Below are 13,442 nucleotides of genomic sequence, written 5' to 3'. Positions count from 1 at the left end.
AATGGAGAGGAACATGGACTACAAGGCAGTGTCCCAGCAAGTCGTCGACAACGTCGGCGGACTGGAGAACATCGAGGGCGCCACGCATTGCGTGACCCGTCTGCGTCTGGTGCTCAAGGATACGAGCAAATACAACAAGGCCGAGCTCGAGAACATCGATGGCGTCAAGGGCGTGCTGTACAACAGCGGCCAGCTCATGATCATCTTCGGTACCGGTACCGTCAACAAGGTTTACGATGAGTTTATGGCTCTGACGGGCGTTAAGGAGATCAGCGCTTCCGAGGTCAAGGGCGCCGAGGCGGACAAGAAGGGCAAGTTCTTCTCGGTCCTCAAGGTATTCTCGGACATCTTTATCCCCATCATTCCCGCTTTCGTCGGCGCTGCTATCATCATCGGCCTTAAGTCGCTGATCGTTGCCAACGGCCTCTTTGGCATGGAAGGCAGCCTCGCCGATCACAGCGAGTTCCTCAAGAACCTCGCAAGCTTCTTTGCCATTATCGCCACCACGTTCGACTACCTGCCTGTCCTGGTTATGTACAGCGCAGTCAAGCGTTTTGGCGGTAACCCGATCCTGGGCATCCTCGTCGGTATCGTCATGGTTCACCCGAGCCTTATGAACCGCAACACGTTCGTTATGGACCCGACGGGTGCTGAGTACTGGAACTTTGGTCCGCTCTCCATTCCCATGGTTGCTTTCCAGGGCGGCGTATTCCCTGCAATCCTGACTGCCTGGTTTATGGCCAAGGTCGAAAAGATTGCCCAGAAGTACATCCCCGAGGTCGTTTCGTTCGTCTTTGTCCCGACCGTTACCCTGATTCTTGCTAACGTCGCCCTGTTCACCGTGTTCGGCCCGCTCGGCAACCTGATCGGCGATGTCCTCGCCGGCGTAATCGATATCCTGTACAACAGGATGGGCGTCTTTGGTGCCTTTGTCTTCGCCGCGTTCCTGCAGCCGCTTGTCGTTACCGGTACGCATCAGTTCATCCAGGGTATCGAGGCAAACCTTGTTGCCACGACTGGCTTCAACTACATCCAGGCCATCTGGTCGGTTTCCATCATCGCCCAGGGCGGCGGCGCCATCGGCATGTACCTCATTCACAAGAAGCATTCCAAAGAGCGCAACATTTGCATGTCGTCCTTTATCCCGACGCTGGTCGGAATCTCCGAGCCCGCTATCTTTGCTGCAAACATGCGCTACTCGATCATCCCGTTCATCTGCGCATGCATCGGTGCAGGCTGCGGCGGTGCCTTCGTCAAGCTCTTTGAGGTGCGCGCTATCGGTCAGGGTCTGACCGGCGTGCTTGGCCTGCTCATCGTCACGCCCGAGACCCTCGTGTGGTATGTGGCTGGCAATCTCATCGCCTTTATCGTGCCGATCGTCTTGATCTTTGCCTACAACAAGGCAAAGGGCGTGCCGACCACCGATGAAGAGGGCGCTGGCGCTGGCTTCGACGTTAGCTTCTAGTTGAGCCGTTCAGTGTAATCTGAGGATAAGTCCATTTGAGGAAGGGCGTTCGACTCGTGTGAGTCGAGCGTCCTTCCCCATAGACGAGAAAGTCAACGGCGATGTTTAATCAAAAAAATAAGGTGACACGCGCGGACTATGAGCAGTGGCGTGCCGGACAGGATGAGACGGCGGGTCGCATCGCGTCCGACCCCGATAGGCTCCTGTTCCATGTGGAGCCTGAGCTTGGCTGGCTCAACGACCCCAACGGTTTGGTTCAGATTGGTGATACGTATCACATCTATCATCAATACGATCCGTTCGATGCTGCGCATGGCGGTCCAGTGCTTTGGAACCATCTGACGACAAAGGATTTTGTGACGTACGAGAATCACGGCCCCGCACTGTTCCCCGATTCCGATTTGGATTCGAACGGAGCGTATTCTGGTTCTGCCTTTGTACGCGATGGCAAGATTCACTACTTCTATACCGGCAACGTCAAGCATTTTGACCGCGATGATTACGACTACGTGTTGACGGGCCGTGAGCAAAACCAGATTCATATGGTTGCCGAGAATCCCGACGAATTGGGCGAGAAGTGCATAGCTGTTGGACCGGTCAATTACCCCGACGATATCGGTACGCACGTGCGCGACCCCAAGATCCTTGAGCACGATGGTATCTACTACATGGTTCTGGGCGCTCGTACGAAAGACGACCGTGGCTGCGTGCTTGTCTATACCTCGCGCAATCTTGAGGACTGGAGCTATGCGACGCGCATTGAGTTGGGCGAGAAGTTTGGCTTTATGTGGGAGTGCCCCGATCTGTTTGAGCTCGATGGCGAGCTTATTCTCGTTTGCTGTCCGCAGGGTGTGCCTGCCGATGGTTGGCGTTACCGCAATCCGCATCAGTGCGTGTGGTTCCCCATCGAGGCCGATTGGGAGGCGCCGAGCTTTAAAATCGTCGGGCAGGGCATGCCCCCGATGGTCGATGCCGGTTTTGATTTCTATGCTCCGCAGTCCTTTGAGGATGCTGCAGGCCGGCGTTTGATGATCGGATGGTCGGGTTGCCCCGATGCGACGGCAGAAAACCCGACGGTGGCGCGCGGGTGGCAGTGCGCGTTGACGGTGCCGCGAGAGCTGAGCATGCGCGATGGTAAGCTCTGCCAGCAGCCGGCGCACGAGATTGAGAGGATGCGCGGCGACTGCGTTCGCGCGACAGGCGGTGAAACCGTTGAGGAGCCGGGACGCCTGTTTGATCTTGTGGTTTCCTGTGAGGGCGCCAAGATGGTCGAGCTCGAAATCCGCAAGGGTGTCTTTGTACGTTATGCGGACGGGATGCTTACCCTCGACATGGGTGACGAAGGCTATGGGCGCGACCAAAGGTCGATCGAGCTCAGCGAGCTTCGCGACCTGCGCGTGCTTTCGGACACTACGATGGTCGAGATTTTTGCCAACAGCGGCGAGGCGGCACTTACGAGCCGTACCTATTCGCCGGCGGTTTCGGCGATGGGGTTGCATGCCGAGGGTGCGGCGTCGATGGATTTCTACCGCCTCGCGCATTAACCGTGCGTGGAGCACGATTGGACTTGTTGGGCGGAATGTGTCGCAGTTGCCGCGGCCAACTACCGTTTATCGCGTATAGCTACCGTTTGCGGAATAAGTAACCCTCCTAAATAAACCGTGTGGAATCCTAGATAAGCACGGAGTTTTCCAGGGAGACGCTGTCCTTTGTTGTGTGCAAGGGGCGGCGTCTCTTTGGTGCTTGGACACTGTTGTACAACAGTGCGGCGGCGCGTGCCATGTATTGAAAAGCCAATGTTGAGATGGGTCGTGATAATAATGGGCAAGTACGTAATCGTGGTCGAGTCTGGGTCGGATGTGACGCCGGAGCTTTGCGAGCGCTACGGCATCGTGCGCGTGCCCATGCATGTCACGATTGGTGACGAGACCGTCGAGGACGGTTCGATCGATCCGCTCGAGATTTACTCGCGCTGCAACGAGTTTGGCGTAATGCCCAAGACCAGCGGCTGCGCGCCTGCGGATTTTGCTCACGTGTACGACCGTATCCATGCCGAGCAGCCCGATGCGACCATTCTGCATCTTGCGTACTCCGAGGCCACGACCTGCTCGCATCAATCATCGAAGATCGCCGCCAAGGGGCGCGACTACGTCTACTCCATGGACACGCGCTTTGTCTCGGTGGGCCAGTCGCTCGTTGTCGTCGAGACTGCCAAATACATCGAGGCTCACCCCGATGCCACCGTCGACGAGATCTTCGCCTTCACGAACTCCGTCATGGACCGTGTGCTGCTGGGCTTTGTTCCTACCGATCTAGCCTTCCTTAAGGCAGGCGGTCGTCTGTCCAACGTGGCATTCCTTGGCGCCCATCTGCTCAAGATTAAGCCCTGCATTGAGGTGACGGGCGGCAAGTTCGTGGCGACCAAGAAGTTCCGCGGCTCTATGCTTAAGTGCGCCCGCGCCTTTATTGACCACATGGTTGCGAAGGGCGAGATTGACTACTCGCACATTGGCCTGGCGTATTCGGTAGGCCTTTCCCAGGAGCTGCGCGACGACATGGAAGTCTATGCGCACGACCTGGGCTTTAAGGACGTTACCTGGACTCAGGTCGGCGGTGTCATCTCGAGCCATTGCGGCCCGACCGCCTTCGGTGCGGTGCTCACGCTTAAAGCGTAAAGGCCGCAGGCGAGCGTTCTTCAGCCTGACATCTCGACGTAGCCCCCAGCCATGGTGATGGGGGATAGATTAAAACGTGCCGTTCTAGTCCGAGACGTTTAAACGCAAACGCATGGGCTAGAATGGCTCTGGCATTTTAATTGGTTGCATCCAAGGAGAGGCAAGGTAGCGCGAATGGCAGAAATGACGCTTGAGGGTGTGGACGCTCGTCCTGAGGACTCTGCGTTTGCCCTGGGCCGCGTACATTCGATTGAAACGATGGGTACGGTCGATGGGCCCGGCATCCGCTTCGTAGTGTTTGTCCAAGGCTGCCCCATGCGCTGTGCGTATTGCCACAACCCCGATACCTGGTCGGTTAACGGCGGCACGATGGTGACCGTCGAGCACCTTATGGACGAGTTCCAGAGTAACCATGAGTTTTACCGCAGCGGCGGAATTACGGTTTCGGGCGGCGAGCCACTTCTGCAGCCCGAGTTTTTGGCCGACCTGTTCCGTGCAATGCACAACAACCCCGATGGTCGTGTACATACCTGCCTGGATAGCTGTGGCTACGCCTTCGACCCTCAGCATCCCGAGAAGTTCGATGCCGTTCTCAACGAGACCGACATGGTGCTGCTCGACATCAAGCATGCCGATCCGGCTGAGCATAAAAAGCTGACCGGCTGCGATCCTGCACGTATCCTGGCGTTTGGCGATGAGCTTGCCCGTCGCAAGATCAAGGTCGTTATCCGCCACGTGGTTGTGCCGGGCATTACCGACACGGTGGAGGAGTGCGAGAAGCTCGGTCGCCTCATCGCTCCATGGCACAACGTGGTGGGCCTGGAAATGCTGCCGTATCACACGATGGGTGTCGTCAAGTACGAGCAACTGGGCATTCCCTATAAGCTCGAGGGCGTGCCCCAGATGGATACCGCGCGCATGCCCGAGTTGCGTAATGCCGTTATGACCGGCATGAAAAAGCGCCGTGCGGAGCTCAGGTCGGCCATCGGCTAACAAGCTATTTTTGCCCCTTTATGATACCCGAGCTGTACTGGCCTAACGGCTTGGTGCTGACGCGGTTGAGCCAAAATGCTGGTACCATACCGTGGATAAGCAATTTGCACGGATTTGGGGGATGGCATGGCAACCATCGCGATCATAGGCGCACTCGAAAAAGAGGTTGCGCAGATTAAGGAAGAGCTGAGTGACGCGCATGAGTCGCAGGAGGCGGGCTTGACCGTTGTGAACGGTGGGCTTTCGGGTCTGACAGTAGTCGCCACGACGGCAGGCATGGGGACCGTGAACGCCGCTGCCGCAACGCAGCATCTCATCAGCAAATACGCCCCGCAGGCCGTTGTGTTTTCGGGCATTGCGGGTGGCCTTAACCCTAAACTGCATATTAACGACGTGGTTATAGGCAAGTGCCTGCGCTATCTGGATACCGATACGGCACTTATCGCCGAGTCCGCTCCGTGGCTCGAGGAGTTTGTCTCGACGCCGGCGTTGGTTGATGTTGCCGCCGCCGTGCTTGCCGAGCATGGATTTGTGGATACCTCGGCGGATGAGAATTCTGCGGAGAAGGACCCCAAGCAGTTCCTGTGTGGCACTATCGCCACGGGTGACCGCTTTGTTACGGGTGACGCCATGCGTAACGCTGCGATTGAGGCCGCGCATGCCGATTGCGTCGAGATGGAGGGCGCGGCAATTGCGCACATCGCGGCCAAGAATGGTGTCGATTGCCTGGTGCTGCGCGCTATCAGCGATAATTGTGACGAGGCATATGACGCGTTTTGCGAGCGCGAGTTCGATCTGGACGAGTACGCTCGCACCGCGAGCGGCATCACGCTTGACATCGTTCGTCGTATCGCTGCCGCGCAATAGCACGCCCGTTTTGTAAGAACCTACGACCAAGGAGTGTCCATGGCCGATTCAATTAACTACCAGCTTGCCAAGTTCGTCGCCAGCTACGGCAAGGTTTCGCAGATCCCCGAGTCCACCTGTCCCGAGGTGAGCTTCGTTGGCCGCTCAAATGTGGGCAAGTCGTCGATTATGAACAAACTCTTTGGCCGCAAGAACCTGGTCAAGGTTTCGAGTACGCCGGGTAAGACGAGCAATATCAATTTCTTCGAGGCCGACGACGTGCACTTTGTGGACCTGCCGGGCTACGGCTTCGCGCGTCGCTCCAAGGCCGAGCGCGACCGCTGGGCCGAGCTTATCGGCGACTTCTTCGACTCGGAGCGTAGCTTTAACCTGGTTGTGTCGCTGGTGGATATTCGTCACGACCCGAGCAAGCTCGACCATGACATGATCGACTATCTGCAGGGCAACGAGTTCAACTTTATCGTCTGCCTCACCAAAGCCGACAAGCTCAGCCGCACCCAACAGGCCCGCCAGGCGGCAGCCATCAAAAAGCAGCTCAACGTTCCGGCCGAAAACGTAATCATCACAAGTTCCCAGACCGGCACCGGCATCGACGAACTCAAAAAGCGCATCGCTGAGGCTTGCCTCTAATCGGGCTGCAACCCCTCAAAAGCTCTCATCTATATCACCTCAGTGATAGTTATTGGTAAACTATCACTGAGGTGATATTTTTTGGAGGTCGATATGGAGCTTTGGCACGGGTCGGAGGTTGTTGTCGAGCATCCGTCGTTGGATAAATGCAGACAATTCAATGACTATGGGTGTGGGTTTTATTGCACGCCACATGAGGAAATGGCAATGGAGTGGGCATGCCGGACTGAGTCTGATGGCATTGCGAATCGATATGAGCTCGATATGGATGGTCTCGCGGTCTTGGATTTGGAGTCCGGGGAGTTTTCAATTCTCAATTGGCTTGCGATTTTGGCTAACAATAGGGAGTTCAATGTTTCGACACCGCTGGCGCGCGAAGGACTTCGCTATCTGCTGGATAACTGCCTGATTGATATTTCTCCCTATGACGTAATTCGAGGTTATCGCGCCGACGATTCCTACTTTTCGTTTGCAAGACAGTTCGTTAACGGCATGATCTCGCTTAGGCAACTGCAACTCATTATGCGTTTGGGCGATTTGGGCATCCAATACGCTCTTATGAGTGAGCGTGCGTTTTCAGTAATCAGATTCCGCGAATGGAAGCAGGCGTTGGGATCTGAGTATTATCCCAAGCGCTTTAAGCGAGAGCAGAACGCGCGGCGCAAGTATTTGGAAACAGTGAATGGATTCGACTCTGAGGGTGTCTACATTAGGGATTTAATGACAGGGAGGGTTGATTTAGATGATCCAAGAGTTGACGGATTGTGGACCGAGTAGAACATATCCCGTCTATTACCTTGAGGATGCAATGAACAACCTCGGCGACTGCTTTGACTATGCCGTGAACGACTATGGAGCAGAAGGATCGGAAGTTGCTGAACTCTTTTGCCTGAGCGGCGTAGCCCGCGAGTTTGAACGCGGCAACGCATGGGTAGTGTCGGGAAAATCGGGCGTTGAGCTGTTCGCGCTCATTGCCGAAAGGTCCGGCTATCAATCAAGGCCGATGCCAAATCGAACCTACCGATTCGAAAAGACACCGGAATATTGGACAGGCTGGATATTGGCATACCTTCAGTGGCGCCTAGGAGAGTCTTTCGAAGATTTGCTGCATGTCGTTCCATTTGATGTGCTACGCAGTCTGTACTACCCCTGGCACGAAGCCTCGGAGGAACGTGTGGCTCGCCTCGTCTGCGATATGGCGAAGAAAGCGTCCAGGCAAACAAAACTTGCGTTAGCAAGAAAGAAGCTTAAGAAAACCCAACAAGACCTAGCATACGAATCGGGTGTGTCACTCCGCTCAATTCAAATGTACGAGCAGCGCCAGAGAAACATCAATGAAGCTTCGGTAACAAGCGTAAGAGCCATAGCAAAAGCCCTCCACTGCAACATCGAAGATCTCCTAGAGCCAGTCTTCGAATACAAAGAAACCAGCGCAGCGTAAACCAATATATTGCCAAGGTTTGTATCTAGTAAGCGCTCCTTACCAGCAAGAGTCCCTACCAATAGATAGCGGCTTAAAGGGCCGAAATCGTATGAATGGCATTGCGACTTCCAAATGGGTGACTGCTGCTTGAAAAGCTATAGAAATAGGGGCCGATTTAACGGCCCCAAGCATCGCATAAATGGCATATACGTTTTATCAACTATTTCTTGTTTTTAACCCATTTGCAGATACGCCAAATAAGCACTCCGACGAGAATCCAAACGAGAGCGATCATAATGTCTGAGCGTGCAGGAATTGTGATCATTGAACTTCCTCAATTGATGTGAGTCTAGTTTGCATAGGTGTGGAGCGTGCTGCCTTCCATGGTCGCTTGCAACACGGCGATACCGGACGTCATCCCCATCGATTCATAGTTGAGTCGATATGTCGCCTGTTTCGAGTTCCATATAAAGGATTCGTTAGTTACCGTACAGCCGATAGTCGTATAGTTTTGTCCCCAAGCGCTGGTAATGAGCGAGTTCGCTATCTTGATCTTGAATTCGCGATAAATAAAAGGACTGTTGTAATAGATAGTCCAAGTTCCAGATGCGTTGTTGTAGTAACTGTCCCATATCAGGCTGGGTTCATTGGTTTTTTTAATTCCTATTACTGCAACGGTCCCATCCTTAAGCTTGATTTGATGAGACTGCTCGGGACCTTTCGTTAAATCAAAATCTTGGGTTGCGCCAGAAATTGCGACAGCATCGCTTTCTGCAGCATAAGCAGTCGAAGGGCTAAACGAGAAACATATCGGTAATATCAAAAGTATCGAGAGGAAAAACGAAGCTTTGAGTGTGCGTAACACTTTGACCACCTCCATACTGCGATGCCTAGTTAAATAGTAGCATAGATTAACAGTTTATTATGTAACCTAAAAAGCCCCTATCTGCCCGGCGCCCCTTCAAAGCGTGGGTCTCTGTAGACATCCTCAGCAAGGTAAACGCAGGGATGGTCGGGGTGTTCCCCTCAAAATTATTCCGCAGCGCGAAGGCCTCTCGTCTGTGGCTCCGTTGGAGCACAAGATTAAATCAGCGAATGCGATTATCCTGTCGAGGCTGCGCAGGTCCCCTTGGGGCTTCCCCTGAAAACAATCCGCAGATCGAATTGCCCCGTCGCGCGAAGCGCACGACGGGGCAATTCATGATCGAGGACGTTTTCAGGGGAAGCCCCAAGGGGACCGGTGAGAGCAATGAGGCAGGGCGCTACAGGTACTCGATCTGGGCGCCTTCCGTGTCGCACGTCAGAATATGCGTATCACACTTAGGGAACTGCTCGCGCAGCTTGACCTGCAGAAACTTTGCCACGATGGTGTCGTCGGTCACAGCCATGAGGGTCGAGCCTGAGCCGCTAATCCAGATGGTCTTAGCGCCGCCGTTAAGGCAGGTGTCCCGCACGGCGTTGTAGTCGGGAATCAGGCGGCGACGATAAGGCTCCTGAATGCGGTCGTCGTTGGCGGCGGCAATCAGGTCGAGGTCACCAGTCTCCAGGCCGCGCGTCATGCCGGCGATGCGGCCCATTTGCCATACGGCGGTGGAGAGTGGAATCTCCTGTGGCACAACCTTGCGCGCCTCGCTCGTATGTACCTCGTAGGGCGGAATCACGGTAATAAAACGCAAGCGATCGCTCACCTCGTAGCGCAGGCACTGGGGGAGCGAATCAGTCGGCGTAAAGGAGCAAACGGCACCGCCCAGGATGGCAGGGGCGACGTTATCGGGATGCCCCTCGACCTCGGTGGCAATGCGGACGAGCTCAGCGCGGTCGACAGTGTGGCCCGTCAGCGCGGCGGCTGCCATGATGCCGGCGACGACGCAGGTGGAGCTGGAACCCAGGCCGCGGGCGACGGGCACGTCGGTCTGGATATCGATGGCAACGGGAAAAGCCGGCTCGCCCCATGCGGCCAGCGCATCGACAAAGCTCACGTAGACCAGGTTGTTCTCGTTTTGGAATTCCTCGGGGCAGCCTGTGATGGTGAGCTTGTCGGCGCGCTCGAAGGTAAAGTGTGAGTAGAGGCTGACGGCCATGCCGAGGGTATCGTATCCAATGCCCAAGTTGGCGCTGGTTGCTGGGACGGTGATTTTGATCATGTGGGTCCTCCTGGGCGGGTCTGGCCGTTTAGTTCGCTGCTCGGGCAGTCCTGGCTCGCTCGGAAAGCACATTAAGTGCTTTCCGGCTCGTGCGGAACTCGCGACGAACTAAACGGCCAGACCCGCTCGCATGCTCGTCATCATCCCGAAAGCTAAATAAAAAGAAGGTGCGCCGGCTTTCGCCGGCGCTTAATAAGGGGTCTAGTTGGTGCTCATTCGTTTTGCTGCAGACTCGACGTAGCTTGCCATCTCATCGACGTCGCAGACGTCTTCGAAGCGGACGGGTTTGGATTCGAGTTCGGCGAGCTGGGCTGGGGCGACCGTGTTGGTTGCCTGCTCGAGCACGCGCATGGCCTCAAAGTCGTCCTCGGGAACGTCGAGGCCCAGAGCGTCGCAGCAGGCGCGCGGGAACTTGTAGGGGCTGGCGGTCGAAAGTAGCACGCGGGCCTTGGCGCCCTCGACGGGAGCGACCTTTTCAAAGACGTGATAGCCGCAGGCGGTGTGCGGGTCGATCACGTAGCCGTTCGCGTCCCAGCAGCTCTTGATGGCAGCGCGAACCTCGTCTTCGCTGGCCCAACCGCAGCCAAAGACGCTCTGAATTTTTGCCAGCAGGTCGGCGGGAATTTCGTAGCGACCAGTCTGTGCCAGCTGCTCCATAAGGCCGGCAACGAGCTCACAGTCGCCATCGGACAGGAAGTACAGCATGCGCTCCAGGTTGGAGCTAATGAGAATGTCCATCGACGGCGAGATGGTCGTGAAGAACGGACGGTTGCGGTCGTAGACGCCGGTGGTCAGGAAGTCAGCCAGCACGTTGTTCTTGTCGCTCGCGACGATGAGCTTGGCGACGGGCAGACCCATGCGCTTGGCGTAGTAGCCGGCCAGGATATCGCCAAAGTTGCCGGTTGGCACGCAGAACTCCACGGCGTCGCCGGCCTCGATGGCGCCGGCGCGCAGCAGCTGCGCATAGGCGGCAAAGTAGTAGACGACCTGCGGTACCAGGCGGCCGACGTTGATGGAGTTGGCGCTCGAAAGTACCGTGCCGGCGGCCTCAAGACGCTCGGCAAGCTCCTTATCGGCAAAGATACGCTTGACGGCACTCTGGGCGTCGTCAAAGTTGCCGCGGATGCCACAGACGGCGACGTTGTCTCCCTCCTGCGTGGACATCTGCAGGTTCTGGACGCGGCTGACCTTGCCCTCGGGATAAAAGACGGTGATGCCCGTGCCCGGAGCGTCGGCAAAACCGGCGAGCGCGGCCTTGCCCGTGTCGCCCGACGTGGCGGTGACGATCATGATGCGCTCGGCGCCGCCGTCCTTGGCGGAAGTGCGGGCCATGAGGCGGGGGAGCATCTGCAGGGCGACATCCTTAAAGGCGCTCGTGGGGCCGCCAAAGAGCTCCATCACATAGGTCTGAGGGGTGTCAGCGCCCGGCATGGCGTCGAGTTTGACGAGCGGCGTAACCTCTTCACTCGCGAATGTGCCGCGGTATGCCTCGTCGACACACGCCGAAATTTCTTCGGCCGTGTAATCATTCAGTAACATTCCCAACACATCTTGAGCGATTTCAAAGTACGATTTATCTGCAAGCGAGCTGATATCGACCTGCTGGGTGCCGAGCTCGTCCGAGACAAGCAAACCCCCGTCGGGAGCGATGCCGGTACGGATTGCCACCTTACTTGAGCACGATAAAGTGCGTCCTCGTGTACTATGATAAGTTCCCATATAACACTGCTCCTCGGATGCCTTGGTCCCAATCGGTGAAACCATGGTATCAGAGCGCGCAAAACAGGTTCGCAGAGGCTTTTTAGAAAGGTAACCTCCAGCCCATGATTAAGATTGCCAAGTTTGGCGGCTCGTCGGTCGCCGACGCCGAACACTTCAAGAAGATCAAGGCCATCGTCGATGCCGACCCGGCTCGCCGTTTTGTGGTGGTTTCCGCCTGCGGTCGCCGCTTTAAGGGCGACACCAAGGTGACCGACCTGCTCTATCTGGTCAATGCGCACGTTAAGTACCACGTGTCGTGTGAGGAGCTGCTTGAGGACATTGGCCAGCGCTACTTTGATATTGCCGACGAGCTGGAGCTCACCTATCCCATCCGTGAGGAGTTCGCGGCCTTTGCCGAGCGCGCCCGCTCGGGCGGTTACTCCACCGAGGAGCTCGTGAGCCGCGGCGAGTACTTTACTGCTCGCCTGATGGCTGAGTACCTGGGCCTACCGTTCCTGGACGCCGCGACGGTTGTGGCGTTCCATCACGACGGTACGCTCAGCATGAACCGCACCTCCGAGCTGGTGCAGGAGTATGGTCAGCAGGGCGGCTTTGTTATGCCCGGTTTCTACGGCGCGACGCGAGAGGGCCAGATTAAGCTGCTTGATCGAGGCGGCGGCGATATCTCGGGTTCGATCTTGGCCAAGTGCCTTGGTGCCGACCTGTACGAGAACTGGACCGACGTTTCGGGCTTCTATTCTGCCGATCCTCGCATTGTGCCCGAGGCTCAGCCCATCGCCCGCGTTACCTACGAGGAGCTGCGAGAGCTTTCGTACATGGGTGCGAGCGTCCTGCACGAGGAGGCCGTGTTCCCCGTGCGCGAGGCCGGCATTCCGCTGGTCATCAAGAACACCAATGCGCCGCAGGACCCCGGCACCATCATTAGCGAGACGGCTGACGAGGGCGAGGCAGAGCCCATCATTACCGGCGTGACTGGCAAGCGCGGTTTTGTCGCCATCAACGTCGCCCGCGACCGCACCAAGCCGCGCGTCGGCTTTATGCGCCGCGCGCTATCGGTGTTCGAGCGCTATGACGTCTCCGTCGAGCACATGCCCACCGGCGTCGACCGCTTTGGCGCCGTGGTGCAGGAGCAGGACGTGCACGATTCGCTGTACTCGCTCGTGGGAGACATCCAGCAGGAGGTCGAGCCGCTCGAGATCGAGGTTGTCGAGGGCCTGGCGCTTATCGCGACCGTTGGCCGCAACCTGCGCGGTCGTGCTGGCATCTCTGGCCACCTGTTTGGCATGCTTGGCCAGGCGGGCGTGAGTGTGCGTATGATTTCGCAGAGCTGCGACGAGATCAACATCATCATCGGCGTGGAGGAGAAGGACTTTGATCTGGCGATTCAGACCATCTACCGTGCTTTCTCCGACGAGAACGGTATCGTGAAGGTCTCCGACCTGGAGGCTCCCGCGCCGGTCGATCCCGCTCTGGACGCGCTCCGCAAGTAGCTGCCATCCCGGTGCATTTTTGGGACATGTCTC

The 13,442-nt window shown here is 56.8% G+C and carries 12 protein-coding genes; 9 read left to right on the top strand and 3 right to left on the bottom strand.

Annotation, left to right across the window (positions count from 1 at the left end):
• Window positions 1-13: 13 nt before the first annotated feature.
• The 8 genes from AAAV44_RS08525 (at window position 14) to AAAV44_RS08490 (ending at window position 8,071) form a co-directional block, all read left to right on the top strand.
• Complete coding sequence (locus AAAV44_RS08525; RefSeq protein ID WP_052044095.1) at window positions 14-1,465, top strand: PTS transporter subunit EIIC; 1,452 nt, start codon at window positions 14-16, stop codon at window positions 1,463-1,465.
• A gap of 101 nt (window positions 1,466-1,566) precedes the next feature.
• A complete protein-coding gene (locus AAAV44_RS08520) occupies window positions 1,567-3,009 on the top strand; it encodes a glycoside hydrolase family 32 protein (protein ID WP_349115336.1) in 1,443 nt (480 codons plus the stop codon).
• A 276-nt stretch (window positions 3,010-3,285) separates the two neighbouring features.
• Window positions 3,286-4,140: a DegV family protein gene (locus AAAV44_RS08515; protein ID WP_349088551.1), complete on the top strand. Its 855-nt coding sequence runs from the start codon at window positions 3,286-3,288 to the stop codon at window positions 4,138-4,140.
• Window positions 4,141-4,314: 174 nt separating this feature from the next.
• Window positions 4,315-5,133 carry a pyruvate formate-lyase-activating protein gene (gene pflA / locus AAAV44_RS08510; RefSeq protein ID WP_349115335.1) on the top strand — a complete coding sequence of 273 codons (819 nt, stop codon included), beginning with the start codon at window positions 4,315-4,317 and terminating at the stop codon, window positions 5,131-5,133.
• Window positions 5,134-5,259: 126 nt separating this feature from the next.
• The gene (gene mtnN, locus AAAV44_RS08505) at window positions 5,260-6,000 is read left to right on the top strand and encodes a 5'-methylthioadenosine/S-adenosylhomocysteine nucleosidase (RefSeq protein WP_349115334.1); all 741 of its coding nucleotides are present in this window, start codon (window positions 5,260-5,262) and stop codon (window positions 5,998-6,000) included.
• Window positions 6,001-6,039: 39 nt separating this feature from the next.
• Entirely contained in the window at window positions 6,040-6,630 is a 591-nt protein-coding gene (gene yihA / locus AAAV44_RS08500) for a ribosome biogenesis GTP-binding protein YihA/YsxC (RefSeq protein ID WP_006234871.1), read from the top strand.
• Window positions 6,631-6,711: 81 nt separating this feature from the next.
• On the top strand, window positions 6,712-7,407 hold the full coding sequence (locus AAAV44_RS08495; RefSeq protein WP_349115333.1) for a DUF3990 domain-containing protein: 696 nt from the start codon (window positions 6,712-6,714) through the stop codon (window positions 7,405-7,407).
• 31 nt (window positions 7,408-7,438) lie between these two features.
• Window positions 7,439-8,071: a helix-turn-helix transcriptional regulator gene (locus AAAV44_RS08490; protein ID WP_195568956.1), complete on the top strand. Its 633-nt coding sequence runs from the start codon at window positions 7,439-7,441 to the stop codon at window positions 8,069-8,071.
• 331 nt (window positions 8,072-8,402) lie between these two features.
• Here AAAV44_RS08490 and AAAV44_RS08485 read toward each other — a convergent pair whose 3' ends face one another.
• The 3 genes from AAAV44_RS08485 to thrC form a co-directional block, all read right to left on the bottom strand.
• A complete protein-coding gene (locus tag AAAV44_RS08485) occupies window positions 8,403-8,933 on the bottom strand; it encodes a DUF5626 family protein (protein WP_195233986.1) in 531 nt (176 codons plus the stop codon).
• A gap of 382 nt (window positions 8,934-9,315) precedes the next feature.
• Complete coding sequence (gene thrB / locus AAAV44_RS08480) at window positions 9,316-10,197, bottom strand: homoserine kinase (RefSeq protein WP_006234874.1); 882 nt, start codon at window positions 10,195-10,197, stop codon at window positions 9,316-9,318.
• A 201-nt stretch (window positions 10,198-10,398) separates the two neighbouring features.
• Window positions 10,399-11,916: a threonine synthase gene (gene thrC / locus AAAV44_RS08475; RefSeq protein ID WP_349115332.1), complete on the bottom strand. Its 1,518-nt coding sequence runs from the start codon at window positions 11,914-11,916 to the stop codon at window positions 10,399-10,401.
• A gap of 104 nt (window positions 11,917-12,020) precedes the next feature.
• On the opposite strand from thrC, the gene AAAV44_RS08470 reads away from it, so the two are divergent.
• On the top strand, window positions 12,021-13,409 hold the full coding sequence (locus tag AAAV44_RS08470; protein WP_349115331.1) for an aspartate kinase: 1,389 nt from the start codon (window positions 12,021-12,023) through the stop codon (window positions 13,407-13,409).
• The last annotated feature ends 33 nt before the right edge of the window (window positions 13,410-13,442 follow it).

This window comes from Collinsella sp. CLA-AP-H1 (assembly GCF_040092945.1).
Taxonomy (GTDB): domain Bacteria; phylum Actinomycetota; class Coriobacteriia; order Coriobacteriales; family Coriobacteriaceae; genus Collinsella.
This window is presented reverse-complemented; position numbering and strand designations above follow the sequence as displayed.

Coding starts and splice junctions, on each gene's coding strand:
- AAAV44_RS08525 (WP_052044095.1), top strand. CDS start 14: ATGGACTACAAGGCAGTGTCCCAGCAAGTCGTCGACAACGTCGGCGGA.
- AAAV44_RS08520 (WP_349115336.1), top strand. CDS start 1,567: ATGTTTAATCAAAAAAATAAGGTGACACGCGCGGACTATGAGCAGTGG.
- AAAV44_RS08515 (WP_349088551.1), top strand. CDS start 3,286: ATGGGCAAGTACGTAATCGTGGTCGAGTCTGGGTCGGATGTGACGCCG.
- pflA (WP_349115335.1), top strand. CDS start 4,315: ATGGCAGAAATGACGCTTGAGGGTGTGGACGCTCGTCCTGAGGACTCT.
- mtnN (WP_349115334.1), top strand. CDS start 5,260: ATGGCAACCATCGCGATCATAGGCGCACTCGAAAAAGAGGTTGCGCAG.
- yihA (WP_006234871.1), top strand. CDS start 6,040: ATGGCCGATTCAATTAACTACCAGCTTGCCAAGTTCGTCGCCAGCTAC.
- AAAV44_RS08490 (WP_195568956.1), top strand. CDS start 7,439: ATGAACAACCTCGGCGACTGCTTTGACTATGCCGTGAACGACTATGGA.
- AAAV44_RS08485 (WP_195233986.1), bottom strand. CDS start 8,933: ATGGAGGTGGTCAAAGTGTTACGCACACTCAAAGCTTCGTTTTTCCTC.
- thrB (WP_006234874.1), bottom strand. CDS start 10,197: ATGATCAAAATCACCGTCCCAGCAACCAGCGCCAACTTGGGCATTGGA.
- thrC (WP_349115332.1), bottom strand. CDS start 11,916: ATGGGAACTTATCATAGTACACGAGGACGCACTTTATCGTGCTCAAGT.
- AAAV44_RS08470 (WP_349115331.1), top strand. CDS start 12,021: ATGATTAAGATTGCCAAGTTTGGCGGCTCGTCGGTCGCCGACGCCGAA.